The sequence below is a fragment of the Synechocystis sp. PCC 6714 genome, assembly GCF_000478825.2.
GTDB lineage: Bacteria > Cyanobacteriota > Cyanobacteriia > Cyanobacteriales > Microcystaceae > Synechocystis.
This window is the reverse complement of sequence record NZ_CP007542.1, coordinates 2737540-2754931: the sequence shown is the minus strand read 5'-3', so window position 1 is coordinate 2754931 and position 17392 is coordinate 2737540. Positions and strand designations below refer to the sequence as shown.

The 17392-nt window shown below is 49.8% G+C and carries 16 protein-coding genes and 1 pseudogene; 5 read left to right on the top strand and 12 right to left on the bottom strand.

Annotated features, from left to right (window positions below; translation table 11 throughout):
• Position 1: 1 nt before the first annotated feature.
• The 5 genes from D082_RS12590 to D082_RS19325 form a co-directional block, all read right to left on the bottom strand.
• The gene (locus D082_RS12590) at positions 2–265 is read right to left on the bottom strand and encodes a sulfurtransferase TusA family protein (RefSeq protein WP_028947306.1); all 264 of its coding nucleotides are present in this window, start codon (positions 263–265) and stop codon (positions 2–4) included.
• Positions 262–1395, bottom strand: a complete 1134-nt coding sequence (dnaJ, locus tag D082_RS12585) for a molecular chaperone DnaJ (protein ID WP_028947307.1) — start codon at positions 1393–1395, stop codon at positions 262–264. Before dnaJ ends, D082_RS12590 begins: the two co-directional genes overlap by 4 nt.
• A 106-nt stretch (positions 1396–1501) precedes the next feature.
• Positions 1502–2005, bottom strand: coding sequence for a crossover junction endodeoxyribonuclease RuvC (locus D082_RS12580; protein ID WP_028947308.1), 504 nt, complete (start codon positions 2003–2005; stop codon positions 1502–1504).
• Positions 1992–2885, bottom strand: coding sequence for a 3'(2'),5'-bisphosphate nucleotidase CysQ (locus D082_RS12575; protein WP_028947309.1), 894 nt, complete (start codon positions 2883–2885; stop codon positions 1992–1994). The genes D082_RS12580 and D082_RS12575 overlap by 14 nt, the downstream gene beginning before the upstream one ends.
• 127 nt (positions 2886–3012) lie before the next feature.
• Positions 3013–3144, bottom strand: a complete 132-nt coding sequence (locus tag D082_RS19325; RefSeq protein WP_255356929.1) for a hypothetical protein — start codon at positions 3142–3144, stop codon at positions 3013–3015.
• 173 nt (positions 3145–3317) lie between these two features.
• On the opposite strand from D082_RS19325, the gene trpC reads away from it, so the two are divergent.
• Positions 3318–4205, top strand: a complete 888-nt coding sequence (trpC, locus tag D082_RS12570) for an indole-3-glycerol phosphate synthase TrpC (RefSeq protein WP_028947310.1) — start codon at positions 3318–3320, stop codon at positions 4203–4205.
• 15 nt (positions 4206–4220) lie between these two features.
• Here trpC and D082_RS12565 read toward each other — a convergent pair whose 3' ends face one another.
• From D082_RS12565 to D082_RS12535, 7 genes and pseudogenes are all read right to left on the bottom strand, one after another.
• Positions 4221–5846, bottom strand: coding sequence for an ammonium transporter (locus D082_RS12565; protein WP_028947311.1), 1626 nt, complete (start codon positions 5844–5846; stop codon positions 4221–4223).
• Entirely contained in the window at positions 5843–6913 is a 1071-nt protein-coding gene (locus tag D082_RS12560) for a TrkA family potassium uptake protein (RefSeq protein WP_028947312.1), read from the bottom strand. Before D082_RS12560 ends, D082_RS12565 begins: the two co-directional genes overlap by 4 nt.
• Positions 6914–7041: 128 nt before the next feature.
• A pseudogene (locus D082_RS12555) lies at positions 7042–7512 on the bottom strand (DUF29 domain-containing protein).
• Positions 7513–7696: 184 nt separating this feature from the next.
• Positions 7697–9034 carry an ATP-dependent protease ATP-binding subunit ClpX gene (gene clpX / locus D082_RS12550; protein WP_028947313.1) on the bottom strand — a complete coding sequence of 446 codons (1338 nt, stop codon included), beginning with the start codon at positions 9032–9034 and terminating at the stop codon, positions 7697–7699.
• A 4-nt stretch (positions 9035–9038) separates the two neighbouring features.
• Positions 9039–9719, bottom strand: coding sequence for an ATP-dependent Clp endopeptidase proteolytic subunit ClpP (gene clpP, locus D082_RS12545; protein WP_028947314.1), 681 nt, complete (start codon positions 9717–9719; stop codon positions 9039–9041).
• Positions 9720–9998: 279 nt separating this feature from the next.
• Positions 9999–11408, bottom strand: coding sequence for a trigger factor (tig, locus tag D082_RS12540; protein ID WP_028947315.1), 1410 nt, complete (start codon positions 11406–11408; stop codon positions 9999–10001).
• A 245-nt stretch (positions 11409–11653) separates the two neighbouring features.
• On the bottom strand, positions 11654–11851 hold the full coding sequence (locus tag D082_RS12535; RefSeq protein ID WP_028947316.1) for a hypothetical protein: 198 nt from the start codon (positions 11849–11851) through the stop codon (positions 11654–11656).
• Positions 11852–11893: 42 nt separating this feature from the next.
• On the opposite strand from D082_RS12535, the gene D082_RS12530 reads away from it, so the two are divergent.
• From D082_RS12530 to D082_RS12515, 4 genes are all read left to right on the top strand, one after another.
• On the top strand, positions 11894–12910 hold the full coding sequence (locus D082_RS12530; RefSeq protein WP_028947317.1) for an aspartate-semialdehyde dehydrogenase: 1017 nt from the start codon (positions 11894–11896) through the stop codon (positions 12908–12910).
• A gap of 66 nt (positions 12911–12976) precedes the next feature.
• Positions 12977–13882 (top strand): 4-hydroxy-tetrahydrodipicolinate synthase, encoded by a 906-nt coding sequence (dapA, locus tag D082_RS12525; RefSeq protein WP_028947318.1) that lies wholly within the window; start codon positions 12977–12979, stop codon positions 13880–13882.
• A 686-nt stretch (positions 13883–14568) separates the two neighbouring features.
• Positions 14569–16491: a ribonuclease J gene (locus tag D082_RS12520; RefSeq protein WP_028947319.1), complete on the top strand. Its 1923-nt coding sequence runs from the start codon at positions 14569–14571 to the stop codon at positions 16489–16491.
• Positions 16492–16575: 84 nt separating this feature from the next.
• Positions 16576–17310, top strand: coding sequence for a hypothetical protein (locus D082_RS12515; RefSeq protein ID WP_028947320.1), 735 nt, complete (start codon positions 16576–16578; stop codon positions 17308–17310).
• The last annotated feature ends 82 nt before the right edge of the window (positions 17311–17392 follow it).

Sequence of the window (17392 nt, the reverse complement as noted above, 5' to 3'; positions counted from 1 at the left end):
CCTAAGCTCGTTGGGGAGCTTGTGCTGGGACAGTGATGGTCAGGCAGTAAGCCGACTCTTCTTGCAACGACTGGAGGGACTGTTCTGTGTAGCCTTCTAACTCCAGGCTATGGGGCACCTGCTCCACCGGCTCCCCTTCATCTAGCCACACTTCCAGCACCTGCCCTGGCCCCATTTGGGACAGCTTGAGCTTAGTGCGAACAAAATTAATCGGACAGGGAGTTCCCCGTAGATCTAGCAAAATCCGTTCGGTTGCTTGGCTCATTTATGAAATAATCCCCCTAGAAATCCTTCTAATCCACCTTTGCCGTGGCTTTCTCCTTTGATGGTAGCCAATCGTTCCAATAACTCCCGTTCTTCGGAGTTAATGCGGGTGGGAATTTGCACCTTAATGGTAATTAGATGGTCACCCCGAATGGTAGCGTTGCCTAGCTTGGGCACCCCCTTATTTTCCAGGGTTAAAACGGTATTGGGTTGGGTCCCTGGCGGAACAGTCAACTCCGCTTTACCATCCACCGTGTCTACCTCCAGACGGGAACCGAGAATAGCTTGTAGATAACTCAGTTCTAGGTCCGAGCGAATATTCATCCCTTCTCGAACAAAGTGTTTATCCTTTTCCACCATCAAGAAAACATATAAATCCCCCGCTGGCCCTCCCCGTAAACCAGCATCTCCTTCTTTACCTACCCGTAGACGGGTGCCATCGTCCACCCCGGCCGGAATGGTGATTTTAAGCTTTTTCGTTTCCTGTTTCCGGCCCACTCCGTTGCAGGCTTCACATTTCTGTTCAATGACTTCCCCAGTGCCATTGCAGGTGGGACAAGTGGAAACTTGGGCAAAACTACCAAAGGGGGTGCGAGTGGCCCGACGAACCTGGCCAGCTCCATTACAGGTGCCACAGGTTTTTACGCCTGTGCCTGGTTTGGCTCCGGTGCCGTCACAGACTTGACAGGACTCCAGGTGGGGAATGCGAATTTCTTTTTCGCCGCCAAAAACGGCTTCCTGGAAAGTTAACTGTAGATCTAGCCGTAGATCATCTCCCCTGGTGGGGCCATTGGCCCGACGACGACCCCGTTGCTGGCCGCCCATGCCACCGCCAAAACCGCCAAAAATGGTTTCAAAAATATCGGCAAAATCGCCCATATTGCCCACATCAAAGCCCTGGGCACCACCACCACTAACTCCTGCTTCGCCAAATTGATCGTAGCGCTGGCGGATTTCTGGCTCCGATAGCACTTCGTAGGCCCGGCTAATTTCTTTAAATTTTTCTTCTGCCCCTGGTTCTTTATTAACGTCAGGATGATATTTACGGGCTAACCGACGGTAGGCTCGTTTGATTTCATCTTTATTGGCATCCCGCGTCACTCCAAGCGTTTGGTAATAATCCCCAGGCATAATGCGTCGATGTTTTGCTTAACAATAATTGACAAGACTTCTGTAGTGTTTACTGTAGCAAACTCTCGCCCCCAGATGGTTGCCCAGAAATCCCCACCTCCGCATCTCAGCCAATGTCGTTGCGGACTCCGTTCAGACCAGCTAGGGCGATGGCAATGGCATCCACACTATCGTCGATGGGTAGGTCTTCTAGACCAAAAAAATTCTGCACCATGGCAGCCACCTCTGCTTTATCAGCTTTACCATGACCTAAATGGCATTTCCAACTGGATTGATGTAAAAAAACGGGTTGAATACCTTTTTCCCGGTAGATAACCAGGTTGATTACCCCCAGAGCTTGCATAACGCCACCGGCCGCCTTAATTTGTCGGCTAAAAAATGGCATTTCCATGGCGATCGCCTGGGGAGCAAATTCCTCCAATAGGGCGTGGATGTCTTGCTCAATTTCCACTAGTCTTTCCGGGGTACTGAGGTGCTTGGAGGTTTCGATGATGCCGTAGTCCACCAAGTGGGCCGATAAATCCGGCTGCCCATCGAGAATAGCCCAACCGATGATGGCTAAGCCAGGATCAATGCCTAACCACCGTTGGGCCGCTTCAGTTTGATCCATTGGGTTTACTATTTTGATCTAGTTCAGCTAGGATTCCCACTGCTTGCTCACACAAAGCTCCATGGCGAGAATCGTTAGTAGCCATGATGCCGCCCCATTGTCGCACGTCGCCCCGGTTGTACAACACTGGGGTCTGGTCAAAATAGGTAAACTTTCCCCCCGCTTCAGTGAGGATTAATTCCGGGGCCGCAAAGTCCCAATCCTTCGCCGCTGATTTACCGGATAGGGAAATGTAAACATCGCTTTGCCCCCCCAAAATGGTGACAATCTTACAACCCACACTGCCCACATAATGGCGATCGCCAAAGGGTAAACGGTCAATCAAATCTTGGAAACGTTGATCTCGATGGCTACGACTCACCACTAGGGTTAAAGGACTGGAATCAGACTTGGGACTGACTTTCACCGGGGTTATTTCCCCTGCTTTGGTTTCCTGAAAACAGCCCTGACCTTGGATGGCATAGTAAAGCTTTTGGGCTTCCGGCATCCCCACTAGGGCCAACACCGGCCGCTGGCGATAGGTCAAAGCAATGTGCAGAGCATATTCCCCGGTTTTATCAATGAAATCCCTGGTGCTATCGAGGGGGTCAATAATCCAAACCCAATCCTGGGCTAAGGGATCAGTGCCTTGGTGGGTTTCTTCGCTCAGATAGCCAAACTCTTCCGGGCTAAAGGCAGTCTGCAAAGTGGCCAAAATATATTGATTTGCTGCCAAATCCGCCGCTGTTACAGGGCCATCTTGTTTATTCTCGTTGGCATTTAGGTTAGTTTGATTATCGCCGCTGTAGTAGGACTGTAGGATTGCCATCGCCTCCCAACCTACGGTCCGCAGAGTGGTTAAACAGGAATCAAGGTTGGGTAACAGGTTGCTATTGACCATAAAAATAAATGCAGTGGAAGCGAAAATCAGACCAGCAGTCTATCCCAGATGATCACCTTCAGCCTAGGTTGGATTTCCCCAGGAAGTTTACCCCAGCCTTTTCTTAAATCCTCCAGGACGGGTTCGCTCAAAATCCGAGCAGGGTGAAGCGTACCAAACGATAGCCCAGACAAAGGCAGAATAAGACAATCAGGGCCGTCAAGCTGGTGAGCACAATTCGCAAAAGTACTTTTTCGTAATCACTCCACAGTGGACTCACGGGAAAATTTCCAGATTCAGGGCAATCCACATCGACAAACCAAGGCTAAATGCAACTAATTGCCGGCGGAGTTTAGGCAGCAAAACCAACGCTTCCATCCTACTATTTAAAGTGAGACTGAGCTAATTTAACCCTTTAGCCGCAAAAATATCCCCTGCATTGACCGCCAATTTATGGAAATTCGCCGCCGGCCCCCTAATCCCCCCATCAACGTTGATATTCTTCAGTATCAAATTAAGCACCCAGAAGCGGCTCCCCGTCATATTCTGGAGGAAATTGTTTGGCAGAAGGAAAAGGAAGTGGCCCAACGGCGGGAATTAGTCCCCCTGGTCGAACTCCAAAGTCTAGTCAAAGAAATGGCGCCCCCATTGGATTTTGTGGGGGCATTGCGCCAGAGTCAGCGGCAACCGGCCTTGATTGCTGAAGTAAAAAAAGCTTCCCCTAGTAAGGGCATTATTCGGGCGGATTTTGACCCAGTGGCGATCGCCAGGGCCTATGAGGCGGGGGGAGCCAATTGTTTGTCAGTGTTGACGGACGAGAAATTTTTCCAGGGCAGTTTTGAAAATTTGCAGTTGGTGCGCTCGGCGGTGCAATTACCTCTGCTCTGCAAGGAATTTATTATTTATCCCTATCAAATCTATCTAGCCCGGAGTCAGGGGGCCGATGCGGTGCTGTTAATTGCCGCCATTCTCAGCGATAAGGATTTGCGCTATTTTCTCAAAATTATCCAGGGTTTGAGCATGGCCGCATTGGTGGAAGTCCATACCTTGGAAGAAATGGACCGGGTTTTGGCTTTGGACGGGGTGCAATTAATCGGAGTTAATAACCGGGATCTGCAAACCTTTACCGTTGATCTGCAAACCACAGAGGATCTTTTTGGCCAGCGACGGCAACAATTAACCCAAGCGGACATCACCTTAATCAGTGAATCCGGTATTTATGAATTAGCTGATTTGCAAAGATTACAGCAGGCTGGGGCCCGGGCCGTATTAGTGGGAGAATCCCTTGTCAAGCAACCAGATCCCCAACAGGCGATCGCCGCTTTGTACGGTGAAGTTTAGTTGGGGCAGTAATACCTAGGGCGACAAATCCACTGATTCGACGTTGCCATGGTGATGTTTTTGTTGTTGGAGCACCAATTGTTGTTTAACAGCAATTAATTCTTGGTCCCGCTGCTGGAGCATTTCCGCCATTTGTTGAATAGTTCTGGCTAAGGCTCCCAGTTCATCGGCCCGATTGGTCACTTCCTCCAAACCCAACTGGTCTGCTTTAAAACTGTTATTTTCAATGGCGGCGGCGATGGCCGCTGTGACGTAATAAATTTGAGCTAGATCCTCCACGCTACGGTGGTGCCGGGCTTCAAAGGCATCCATCACTTGGTTATAGCGACCGGCAATGTGGCCCACTTCAGTAAAAGGGTTAACGGGCACCCGCAAACTTAAATCATGGGTTTTGGCTTGGCGGTCCATCACCTGAAAAAGTTCATAGGTTTCTGTGGTGGCTTGGTGCTCCGACACATTGAGGCCAATTTCCTCATCTTCGGGGGAAATGCGCAGGGGAAAAACCCGATTGAGCAACGTTAAGAGTACCCAGGCTAACCCAAAGGCCCAAAGCGCACAAACGCCAATGCCCAGCAATTGTGCCCCGCATTGTTGCCAACGACTTAGCCCCGTATCCACCAACGGCAATTGACCGAATAATCCCACACAGATAGTGCCCCAGACCCCAGCCCCACCATGGACGGCCACTGCATCCACCGCATCATCCACTCCCCAGTGCAACATTTTTTTGCCCACCAGATAGGCGATCGCCGAGCCCGTAGCTCCAATCACCATGGCGATCGGTGTTATGACCACATTGGCGCTGGCAGTAATGGCCACCAAACCGGCCAGGGAACCATTCATCAAGGGTTCCACTTGGATCATTTTGTCCTCCAGGAGGCTAATTAACCCCGCCATCAACATGCCCCCCACCCCGGCCAAAACGGTGTTGACCATAATGCTCGGCACCTCTGGTGTTAAGCCAAAGGTACTGCCACCATTGAAGCCTAACCAACCAAACCAGAGAATCAAAGTGCCCAGAACGGAAAAGGGCATATTAGAACCCTGAATTTTTAAGGTTTTACCCGTTTTTGGAAAACGACCTTGGCGGGGGCCGACAACGAGAATGGTGGCCAAACCGACCCAAGCCCCGACGCTATGCACCACCGTTGAACCGGCAAAATCCCGAAAGCCCAAATTTTCTAACCAGCCCCCTGGGGTTTCTATACTTGCCACTGTGGCCAGGCCATTCCAAGCCCAATCGCCAAAGAGGGGATAAATAAGCCCAGAAGCTAGCCCCGCCACCAATAAATAAGCGGAAAATTTCAACCGTTCCGCCGCCGCGCCGGAAATAATCGTGGTAGCGGTGCCGCAGAACATGGCCTGAAACAAAAAAAACACCGCTAGGGTGGGTTCTCCCCCCATGTCAACAAAGCTATAGCCTGTGCCCCACCAGCCTCCCTGGGACAGTCCAAACATAATGCTGAAACCAAAGGCCCAAAAAAGGGCAACGGAAATGCCAAAGTCGGCAAAATTTTTAATGGCAACGTTAATGCTGTTTTTAGAACGGGTCAGGCCCGACTCCAAGCACATAAAACCGGCTTGCATAAAAAAAACTAAGCCAGCACAAAGCAGAACCCAAAGTGTATCGATGGAGGTCATGGGGTTAGAGCCGCCTGTTGCCAACGGGCTTTGAGGTGTTTGCGTTTGAACTGATACTGCTGGGCAAAGCGGGGAATTTCCGAACGGTGGCCAATGACAATGATGGTGTCGTTCTCATTCAAAATTTGCGAGGGGTGGGGATGGAGAATGGTACTGCCATCGGCCCGGCGCAGGGCAATGACGATAAAAGCTCCCTTACTACGAACTTCCATTTCCATAATGGTACGACCCATGGCGGGAGACTCCGGCGCCACAATCAGTTCATCCATTTGCACTTCCACATTGGCCAACAGATCATTCAAAAAACCTCGTTCATCGGGCCGATTGAGAAAATCCCGGCGATTTGACTGGGTGATTAAATCCGCCATCTGGATTGCCCCCACCGTCAAGGGTAAAATCACCTGGTCTGCCCCTGCCAGTCGCAGTTTTCTCTCCGTTTCAGGAATTTCTCCCCGGGCCAAAATGGTCAAGCGGGAGTTGAGTTCCCTCGCAGTCAGGGTAATAAAAACATTGGTGGCATCCTCCGGCAAAACCGTGGCCAAGGTCTTTGCTTTCATTACCCCCAACATTTGTAATTGCTCTTCCCTGGTAGCATCTCCACAATGGGCTAAATATCCTAATTCTTCGGCGATCGCCACTTGGCTTGGTTGATTATCAATGATGCTAAAGGGCAAACCGGACTGCTTTAATTGCTTGGCTAACACCTGCCCCATGCGGCCAAAACCACAAATAATAGTGTGGTCGGTTAAATTGGCAATTTGCCGTTGCCGTTGCTGATTATCCAATGCCCGATGGATTTCCCCCTCCGTCACCATTTGCACAAATGCTCCGACAATATAAACCGCCGAGGTGGTGCCCGCCAGAATTACCCCCATGGTAAAAAATCTTTCCGCCGGAGTAGTCAGGGGCCGTACTTCCCCGTAGCCCACCCCAAAAACGGTAATGACCACCATGTACACCGCTTCCGTTGTCGTCCAACCAAAGCAGATGTAGCCAAGGGTAGCTAACACCAGGGTGACCACGAAAAACAGTACCCCCAGCTTGAGCCGCTGATTGGAATCCCCCATAGGTTGAACCGGGAAGCCCGGGATGGGCAAAATAGGCCTCGTATGGGAAGTTTATCAACCTTGATTTAGAAAATTGTGGCGAGGGACACTAAATTTTAAAATCGCCATTCCAGCAAAGGGAGCTGAAATCAGGACGTGATTGACCCAATTTCCCAAAAATTAACTGTCAAGAGGGTATTGATATCGGACTCGAATGGCCATGGGTCAGGGAAATTAAAATTAGCATAGTCATCACGAACGGTTTCTAAGGCAAATTCCCAAAGTAAAGCAAAGGATTCTTCCCAAATTGACTTCAAGCTGGGGGAGGCTTTAATTTCTAGCCTAATCTGACGGCGTTGTTCTCGAATGGTCCGCTTCTAGCCATTATATTCTTGGGGCATTTCTACATAGATTCGCTTTAGCAAATGCTCCAGTAAAGTACCTAAGCGTTGTCTCAATTCTCGTTTTTGCGATCGCCCCAAATCTTCAATTTCATCAATTAAATTTTCCACATCTAGATGTTCAAAATCCCTGGCTTTCAGTTGGGCGATTATTTCTTCAGTCCAAAGTAAATAATCAATCTCGTAGAGGGTTGTTGGCTTTATAGCAGTTTTTGCCATGGCATTAACTCCAGATAAAACTATAAAAAAACGCAAATCTCAGCAGCGATTTAGTCCCACTTGCAATTACTAACTATGTTCACATTAAACTCACGAACTCAGCCTGTATTCATTTAATGTGGAAGTTTTGGGTTATAGCAATTCCAACCAGTCTTTGACTACTTAAAAAAACAAAAGGGGGAACCTAGGCGGATTCGGGTTTAGGCAAAGAAGAAGGATGGAGCAATAATTCTGCTGTGGAGCGTTTTTCCACCATTTCCCTCGTAATTAAGCAATGGGTTAAATCTTCCCGGGAAGGCAACTCATACATCACATCCAGCATTAATTCCTCCACAATGCCCCGTAATGCCCTAGCTCCGGTTTTACGACGGTGGGCCTCCGTGGCGATCGCCCGCACCGCATCGGGTTGAAAATCCAACTTTACGTGATCCATGCCCAAAAGAGTTTGATATTGCTTGACAATGGCATTGCGCGGTTGGGTCAAAATAGCAATTAAAGCATCCTCATCCAGGGGATTAAGGCAGGCCATGACCGGAATACGACCAATAAACTCAGGAATCAAACCAAATTTGACCAAGTCATCCGGCTCTGCCTGACGGAGTACATCGGCGGTACGCTTCTCTTTGCTGGGGCCTTCCCCAGGCCGTACAAAGCCCATGGACTTTTTGCCAAACCTTTGTTCGATCACTTTTTCTAAGCCGACAAAGGCACCACCACAGATAAAAAGAATATTACTAGTATCAATTTGAATACAATCCTGGTAAGGATGTTTTCTTCCCCCCTGGGGCGGCACATTGGCCACTGTTCCCTCCAACATTTTTAGTAAAGCCTGTTGTACCCCTTCCCCAGACACATCCCTAGTGATGGAGGGATTTTCACTTTTGCGAGCAATTTTATCAATTTCATCGATGTAGATAATGCCCCGCTGGGCTTCTTCCACATCCAAATCCGCCACTTGTAAAAGTCTGAGCAAAATATTTTCTACATCTTCCCCCACATAACCCGCTTCCGTTAGGGTGGTGGCATCGGCCACGGCAAAGGGCACTTCCAAAATCTTGGCCAACGTCTGGGCTAGCAGGGTTTTACCAGAACCGGTGGGCCCCACCAGTAAAATATTTGATTTCTGTAGTTCCACCGCCTCGCCTGGATCTACTTCTTGATTACGTTCCAGCAAGTTTAACCGTTTGTAATGGTTATAAACCGCCACAGATAAGACTTTTTTAGCTTCATCTTGGCCAATTACGTACTCATCCAGGTACTGCTTGATGGCCGTTGGTTTGGGTAACTCCTCCAGAGTAAGGCGGCGACGGGGCTGACCAGATTTTTTTTGTTTTTGACCTGTCCCATCCCTTTCCCCAGGGGCGGCGGCGGGGGTATCCAGTAGCTCCTCATCCAAAATGTCGTTGCAGAGTTCCACACACTCATCACAAATATAGACACCAGGGCCAGCAATCAACTTGCGGACTTGCTCCTGGGATTTACCACAAAAGGAACATTTCAGATGGGAGTCATATTTGGGCATAAAACTAACCGAGGGAGGTAACGGGGGTAGTGGGGTCGGGAAGGTTGGGTCGGGAAATTACTTGGTCAATGAGGCCATATTCCTTGGCTTCTTCCGCAGACATAAAGAAATCCCTTTCCGTGTCTTCCTGGAGTTTTTCCATAGGTTGACCGGTGTGCTCCACCAGCATCGTGTTGAGGCGATCCTTGATGTATAAAATCTCCCGAGCTTGAATTTCGATCTCCACCGCTTGGCCTTGGGCTCCCCCTAGGGGTTGGTGGATCATAATGCGGGCACTGGGCAGGGCCATACGCTTACCCTTACAGCCGCCGGACAGTAAAAAAGCGCCCATGCTGGCGGCCAAACCGAAACAAATTGTCACCACATCAGGGCGAATCTGTTGCATGGTGTCGTAGATAGCTAAACCGGCATACACGGAGCCTCCCGGAGAGTTGATGTAGAGTTGGATATCTTTTTCTGGATCCTCTGCATCTAGAAATAGCAGTTGCGCCACAATGGAATCCGCCACCTGGTCGTCCACTGGGGTACCCAAAAAGATGATTCTTTCTCTAAGCAGACGGGAATAGATGTCGAAGGCTCTCTCCCCCATGCCAGACTGTTCCACCACCATGGGAACAACGCTTTGGACTTCACGGTGCCCCAGGGTGCTGAGGGGAGAATGGTAAGGAGAACGGGAGTTGACCATGGGTTCGGGGATAGGAAGGTAGGGAAAATTAGGCGAAAAGCAGGACGGCGGCAAAACTGGCGTCCAGTTCGTTATGGGGAAGAAAACGATTTTTTCTTGCCTTCAGATTAACTCAACTTTGTTTTTGATATGGCTTCATCTTAGCTAGATTTGCTTGAGCTTTGGGGCTTTACCGTTTTAGGAGGGACAGGGCAGGGGCTTAGTCTGCCCCATAAATTTGCTAACTCTAGGGGTTTTGCTCTCTGGTTTGCGGAGAGTCCGGTAAGGGAGAGAGTCGACCTAGGCTTCAGAGTCCGCCTCCACGTCAATGGGGGCCCCTTCTCCATCGTCGTTGTCATCAGTTTCCTCTGTTTGACTGAGACTACCCTCCGGCAATAGTTCGACGGTGGCCCATTCCTTAAGGAGATTAAGCACTTTGTCCTCTACCAGGGAACTTTCCACAAAACTCAACAACCGGGATTCGTCGATTTTTTCTCCCTTGAATTCCCGGCGTAGTTCATCACAGCGCTCCTTAATTTCCGCTTCGGTGGGCTCAATTTTTTCTTCTTTGGCAATGGCCCCGATCATCAGTTGAGTTTTGAGGTTGGCGATCGCCTCCGGGCGGGCATTATTCTTGAGGGTTTGGAGCATATCGTCCCCCTGACGGAACAATTGAGAGACATCTAACCCCATGCGTTCTAGCTCCATGGCGGTTTGAGCCACTAGGCGATCGCATTCCTGCTTGATCATGGTCTCCGGTAAAGCTCCGGTGAACAGTTCGCCTAATTTTCCCTTAATGGCGGCCTTGATGTTGTTGTTGGTGCGCTCTTCAGCCTGTTCTTGGAATTGTTTTTCCAGATCAGCCCTGAGTTCGGCCAGGGTTTCAAACTCACTGACGTCTTCAGCGAAGTCATCATCTAGCTCCGGTAATTCCCGGAATTTAATTTCTTTGAGCTTGATTTCAAACAGTACATTCTCCCCGGCCACTGCCTCCAGGGGATAGTCCTCTGGAAAAGTTACGGGAATGAGCTTGGTTTCATCGATCGCCATGCCGGCAATACCGTCCACAATGCCAGCGACAAAACGACCTTCTTCTAGGGTCACTTCAAAATCAGACCCCTTGACTTCGGCGATCGCCTCTCCGGATTCTCCCCCTTCCGCCAGTTCAAAGGCGGCATAGTCCACAATGGCCACATCCCCCATGGCCGCCGGACGATCCTCAACGGGAACGAGGGTAGCCCTTTTTTCCTGTTCCCCCTTGAGCCATTGGTCTACAGCGTCGGCACTGTACTCAATTTCTTCGGCTTGGGTGGTGATTGTTTTGTAACTCTCCGGTTCATACTCCGCTTCAGGGAACACGTCCGCAGCCACTTTGATGGTCAAAGGGGCCTCGGGGTCAAAGGCCTGGAGTAAATCCTCCATATCCGAGCGTAAGGAAAAATTGCCAATGATGGCCAATTCCTCTTGTTTGACTGCGGCTTTGATGCTGTCATCGATCAACTCCTCGATGGCAGTGGCTTTGATATAGCTTTGGCCTAAACGCTGGATAACAATGGCCCGGGGCACCTTACCCCGACGAAACCCAGGAATGTTAACGGTGCGGGTTAACTTCTTGACGACGTTCTCGTAAACCTTTTTCGATGCTGTGGCGGGAATTTCAATTTCTAGTCCAACTTGACTATCTGGCAATTTTTCCTGGATAACTTTCATTGATGGGAAATCTCGATGGTGAAACAGTGGGGGCACGTGGCTACTAAGCTGGCCCCTGGGGACTGGGAAGGACTGCAGAGATAGGTCTGGGTGCCCTTCCCGTCGTGCTATGCTAGGCTCACTTAGACCAAGGGAAATGTTCCCCTTTTTGCCCCGCTACGCTATGACTCGGCAAAGACCTGTGGCGGTCAACCCAACTGATCATAATATAAGCCGGGTGCCATTTTTCCCTGGGGCCAGAATCTTTACCCCTGCCCCATTGTTGTTTCAGCTTCTTTTTTGCCCAGGATGGCCGCCGGAACTGGTTTAATCGAATTAGGTGGAGTCAACAACTTTTTGATTAAGGTATATCTCACCGCAAAATTGTCCGCTAAAGGCAAATTGCCAAAACCGAAATCTAGTTTTTTTTCTTTCCGTTCCACCCATAAAGACTTTCTAACCATTTTCTAATCCTTTCATTTTCACTGTTACCGGAGGAGTAACCCTTGCCATCACCGATACGAGTTGCCATCCTGGGCGCCACCGGGGCCGTCGGCACCGAACTACTGGAGCTATTAGCAAGCCGAGGCTTTCCCCTGGCGAATTTAAAACTGTTAGCATCCCCCCGTTCCGCCGGTAAAACCCTGGAATTTCAGGGGGAAAAGTTGCCAATTCAGGCGGTGGATGAAACGGCTTTTCAAGATTGTGACTTGGTGTTGGCTTCCGCCGGCGGTTCCACCTCCAAACGTTGGGCCGAGGCGATCACCAAAGCCGGAGCGGTAATGATAGATAATTCCAGTGCCTTTCGCATGGTGCCGGAAGTTCCCCTGGTGGTGCCGGAAATTAATCCTGAGGCGGCCCAGAACCATCAAGGGATCATTGCCAACCCCAACTGTACCACTATCCTCATGGGGGTAGCCATCTATCCCCTGCATCAAATTCAGCCCATTCAGCGCATTGTAGTGGCGACTTACCAGTCCGCCAGTGGGGCCGGGGCCATGGCCATGGAAGAGGTCAAGCACCAAAGTCGGGAAATCCTGGCAGGGAAAACTCCCCAGGCTGAAATTCTCCCCTATCCCCTGGCCTTTAACCTCTTTCCCCATAATTCCCCCATCACTGCTAACCACTACTGTGAGGAGGAGATGAAGATGGTGCACGAAACTCGCAAGATTTTTGCCGCGGAAGATATACGCATTACAGCTACCTGTGTGCGGGTACCCGTGCTCCGGGCCCACTCGGAAGCCGTTAACCTGGAATTTGCTACTCCGTTCCCGGTGGAACTGGCCAAGACGGCGATCGCCAAGGCCCCTGGGGTCAAACTAGTGGAGGATTGGCAGAAAAATTATTTCCCCATGCCCATAGATGCCACGGGACAGGATGATGTGTTGGTGGGACGCATTCGCCAGGATATTTCCCACCCTAATGGTTTAGACCTGTGGTTGTGCGGTGATCAGATTCGTAAAGGGGCCGCCCTCAATGCGGTGCAAATTGCCGAGCTATTGGTGGAACGGGGTTGGCTGTAGAATCTTCTCAAACCCTTCCCGTCCTTGGTCAAGTTACCCATTGCCCTTTTTCCATCGAGATAGTCTATGGCTGATTTTGTAAACGCTTCCCCCTTTGGCCCGATATTAACTGCTATGATCACCCCCTTTAATGCCGAAGGTGGAGTGGATTATGGGGTAGCGGAAAAGTTAGCTGACCATCTCATTACCCATGGCAGTGACGGTCTTGTGGTTTGTGGCACTACGGGGGAATCTCCCACCCTGTCCTGGGAGGAGGAGCATGAACTGTTCCGGGTAATTAAGCAAACCGTCGGCGATCGGGGGTCTGTCATAGCAGGCACCGGTTCCAATTGCACCCGGGAGGCCATGGAGGCAACTCAAATTGCAGCTAAGTTAGGGGTAGATGGTTCCCTCCAGGTGGTCCCCTATTACAATAAGCCCCCCCAGGAGGGCCTATTAGCCCATTTCCAGGCGATCGCCAGCTGTGCCCCGGAATTACCCCTGATGTTGTACAACATTCCCGGCAGAACGGGCCAGAGCTTAGCCCCGGAAACAGTTTATCGGCTGGCAGAAGTGGAAAACATTGTGGCCATCAAAGAGGCCACTGGTAGTTTGGAACAGGCTTCCCTAATTCGGGTCCACACTCCAGACGACTTTGCCATCTATGCCGGAGATGATGTGCTTACTTTACCTATGTTGGCGGTGGGGGGAGCTGGGGTAGTTAGTGTAGCCAGTCATCTCGTTGGCGATCGCCTGCAGACCATGGTGCGGCATTTTGCCCAGGGAGCGACAAATCAAGCCCTGGAAATCCATTTGCAGTTAATTCCACTGTTTAAAATTCTTTTCTGTGCCACCAATCCCATCCCGGTTAAAACTGCTCTAGGACTACAGGGATGGTCTGTGGGGTCTCTAAGGCCTCCCCTCTGCGCGCTATCTCCAAGCCAAATTGAACAACTGCAAACCGTACTAGAGAATCTGGCATTACTTTCCTAGGAGAGGGAAATCGGGGGTAACTGTTTACTTGATCTGAGGGAAGTAGACAGCCCAAGTGTTTGAGTTATTCTCTCCCCCAGAGGAACTTGGATTGCCAGTATTAATGGTTTCAAAATCAATTTTTTGCCAAGGGCTTTTGCCAAAGATAAGACCTACTACTAACCCTGAACCTCACATTGATAACTTCTCTGTTTTTTTTCTTGGAACAGTTACCTATTAGGGAAGTGTGTGCTAGAATGACATGAACTTAAGAGCGAAGTAAGTTTTTCGATTCCGTCCAAACCTGAACAGATATCCATCCTCTATGCAAGCTAGTTCATTACACCGATTAGCTACCGGCTTTAGCGTTTTTTTCCAGTATTCGATAGTGTCAGAGCCTAAGATGAGCTAAGTTTTTTGCCTTTAATCTTCGTCTTTGTGTCCCATTACCGGAGCTTTACCTCCCCCTTGGCTTTACAGACCAAAAATACGCTCGCGCCCTGGGGTTGTGCCCAAATTCGTTTTCCGTCCATTCTCTTTGACCAAAAAACAAGACGGTATAGCAGCCCAAACATTGGATCTTGTCGGTTATTTTCTGGCTCTTTGGCTCTGTCTTTATTTCTCCACAAGTATTGATTTTTTCTTCGAGTTGTGCTGCAACTTTTGAATTTTCCTAGCTAAATTACAACGTTTTTTTCTTTATCCATATGGCTAAAAATACCCAACCCCAAGCTCTCAAAATTCTGCCCCTTGGTGGCTTACACGAAATTGGTAAAAATACCTGTGTCTTTGAGTATGACGATGAAATTCTTCTTCTTGATGCAGGACTAGCTTTTCCCACTGATGATATGCACGGTGTCAATGTTGTACTACCGGACATGACCTACCTGAGGGAAAACCGAGAAAAAATTAAAGGCATGGTGGTCACCCACGGCCACGAAGACCACATTGGCGGCATTGCCTACCATCTCAAGCAATTTGACATTCCCATCATTTACGGTCCTCGGCTAGCCATGGCCCTATTGCGGGACAAGCTGGAGGAAGCGGGCATGTTGGAGCGCACCAACTTGCAAACCGTCTCTCCCCGGGAAATGGTCCGTTTGGGCAAATCCTTTGTGGTGGAGTTTATTCGTAACACCCACTCCATCGCCGATAGTTATTGTCTAGCCATCCACACCCCCCTGGGGGTAGTGATGCACAGCGGAGATTTTAAAATCGACCATACCCCCATTGACGGGGAATTTTTCGACCTCCAAAAGGTGGCGGAGTACGGCGAAAAAGGAGTGCTCTGTTTACTCAGTGACTCCACCAATGCGGAAGTGCCTGGTATTACCCCCTCCGAAGCCTCTGTTATTCCCAACCTGGACCGGGTTTTTTCCCAAGCGGAAGGCCGTTTGATGGTGACCACCTTTGCTTCTTCGGTACACCGGGTCAATATCATCCTCAGCTTGGCCCAAAAGCATCAGCGGAAAGTGGCGGTGGTGGGGCGATCGATGCTCAACGTCATCGCCCATGCCCGTAAGTTGGGTTACATCAAATGCCCGGATAACCTGTTTGTGCCCCTTAAAGCGGCTCGGAATTTGCCCGATCAGCAACAGCTAATTTTAACCACCGGCTCCCAGGGAGAACCCCTGGCGGCCATGACCCGCATTTCCAACGGTGAGCATCCCCAGATTAAAATTCGTCAGGGGGATACGGTCGTCTTTTCTGCCAATCCCATCCCTGGCAATACCATTGCGGTGGTCAACACCATCGATCGCCTGATGATGCAGGGGGCCAATGTAATTTACGGTAAGCACCAGGGCATCCACGTTTCTGGCCATGCTTCCCAGGAAGAACACAAAATGTTGTTGGCTCTTACTCGGCCCAAATTCTTTGTGCCCGTCCATGGCGAACACCGCATGTTGGTCAAACATTCCCAGATGGCCCAAGCCCAGGGAATTCCCAGCGAGAACATTGTCATTGTCAATAACGGCGATGTAATTGAACTAACCGGCGATCGGATCCGGGTGGCAGGACAAGTTCCTTCCGGCATTGAATTGGTGGATCAAGCAGGCATTGTCCACGAAAGCACCATGGCCGAACGGCAACAAATGGCAGAGGACGGCCTGGTAACGGTGGCCACCGCCCTGAGTAAAACGGGCAAATTGTTAGCCTATCCCGAAGTTCACTGTCGGGGGGTGGTGATGACCATCCAGCCCAAATTGCTGGAAGAACTAATCGTACGTACCATCGAGAATTTCCTAACAGAGCGGTGGTCTGAGTTCACCCATGGTTCCAATGGCTCCACGGAGGTCAGTTGGAATGCTCTGCAAAAAGAATTGGAATCTAGCCTACAACGGCTGATCAAACGGGAATTGCAGAGTAGCCCCATGGTGTTGCTGATGCTACAAACCGATACTCCAATCGAATTGGATCAGGTTCCCCAGAGTGTAAGCACTGTTGGCGTTGCCTCTACTACCCCAGCACCCCGCAAAAAGGTGGTGCTCACTAAGACTGCGGAGCCAAAGGTGAAAGCTAAACCAGAGAAAAAAGTGGTGACCACTGCTGAGCCTAGTGTCCAACCGGTCAGTACCACTAAGGTTTATCGTCGTAGCCGCAAACGTTCCACCACTTCTGTTTCTTCCTAATATCCAGTATGGTTTTGGCTGGGGTCTGTGTTTAAAGATCCCAGTTTCCTGCGTTGCAACTTCGGTAATTTTTGAGCGAAATCAATGTCCACTGTTATTCCCACCCCCCAAGAATCTGTTACTCTCCCCAATGAAATTCTGGAAATTTCCATCAGCATTGCAGTCAAGGAATTAGACCCGAGCCTGGTCAATGAACAGTTTTTAAAGTTCAGCGGTATTGTACCCAACGAATGGGAGTTGAACCAACAACCCGTGGTGAGCAAAGCTGGTTCCCAACTGGTGTTTAAAAATGGGCTCAGTATTGTGGCCCAGCCCCGTTCTTTGATGTTTTTGGAAGGGATGAATGATAAAACGGCGGAGGTAGTAACCGTGGGGAAAGTCGCCAGTGCCTTTGTGGAAAAATTACCCAATGCCCACTATAACGGCGTGGTGGTGACGCCTAAATGTTTAATTCCTTTACCGAATCAAAACGATGGAGCCCGCAAGTTTATCACCGGCACATTACTGGCTTCTGGTGCCTGGCAGGATTTGGGCAAAGCTCCTGTACAAGCAGCAGTGGAGTTTACCTATCTGCTGGAAGGTTGTCAGTTTAACCTCAAAGTTAACCAGGCTACTTTGCAAATTCCCGATCGCCAGGCGGTGAGTGCGTTGCTATTTACGGGTAATTTCAATTACAGCTTGAATAATCCCAATCCCCAGGAACGGGTCAATGTGGCTAAACAGTACATTGAAGCGTGGCAATCGGACTTGGATACTTTCCGGGGCATTGTCCACGAAAAATTCCTGGCAGAACAACAGCCCCAAACAGTGTTTGGTTGATCCAACCTAATGGGTATGGGCCAAACTAAAACGTAAGTTTCAAAACTTAGTTTAAAGTTAACCCAGTCTGGGTATTAGGCGA

What these genes read in the sequence shown, in the direction of transcription:
- D082_RS12590 (WP_028947306.1), bottom strand. Translation starts at nt 265, where the DNA reads ATGAGCCAAGCAACCGAACGGATTTTGCTAGATCTACGGGGAACTCCC.
- dnaJ (WP_028947307.1), bottom strand. Translation starts at nt 1,395, where the DNA reads ATGCCTGGGGATTATTACCAAACGCTTGGAGTGACGCGGGATGCCAAT.
- D082_RS12580 (WP_028947308.1), bottom strand. Translation starts at nt 2,005, where the DNA reads ATGGATCAAACTGAAGCGGCCCAACGGTGGTTAGGCATTGATCCTGGC.
- D082_RS12575 (WP_028947309.1), bottom strand. Translation starts at nt 2,885, where the DNA reads ATGGTCAATAGCAACCTGTTACCCAACCTTGATTCCTGTTTAACCACT.
- trpC (WP_028947310.1), top strand. Translation starts at nt 3,318, where the DNA reads ATGGAAATTCGCCGCCGGCCCCCTAATCCCCCCATCAACGTTGATATT.
- D082_RS12565 (WP_028947311.1), bottom strand. Translation starts at nt 5,846, where the DNA reads ATGACCTCCATCGATACACTTTGGGTTCTGCTTTGTGCTGGCTTAGTT.
- D082_RS12560 (WP_028947312.1), bottom strand. Translation starts at nt 6,913, where the DNA reads ATGGGGGATTCCAATCAGCGGCTCAAGCTGGGGGTACTGTTTTTCGTG.
- clpX (WP_028947313.1), bottom strand. Translation starts at nt 9,034, where the DNA reads ATGCCCAAATATGACTCCCATCTGAAATGTTCCTTTTGTGGTAAATCC.
- clpP (WP_028947314.1), bottom strand. Translation starts at nt 9,719, where the DNA reads ATGGTCAACTCCCGTTCTCCTTACCATTCTCCCCTCAGCACCCTGGGG.
- tig (WP_028947315.1), bottom strand. Translation starts at nt 11,408, where the DNA reads ATGAAAGTTATCCAGGAAAAATTGCCAGATAGTCAAGTTGGACTAGAA.
- D082_RS12535 (WP_028947316.1), bottom strand. Translation starts at nt 11,851, where the DNA reads ATGGTTAGAAAGTCTTTATGGGTGGAACGGAAAGAAAAAAAACTAGAT.
- dapA (WP_028947318.1), top strand. Translation starts at nt 12,977, where the DNA reads ATGGCTGATTTTGTAAACGCTTCCCCCTTTGGCCCGATATTAACTGCT.
- D082_RS12520 (WP_028947319.1), top strand. Translation starts at nt 14,569, where the DNA reads ATGGCTAAAAATACCCAACCCCAAGCTCTCAAAATTCTGCCCCTTGGT.
- D082_RS12515 (WP_028947320.1), top strand. Translation starts at nt 16,576, where the DNA reads ATGTCCACTGTTATTCCCACCCCCCAAGAATCTGTTACTCTCCCCAAT.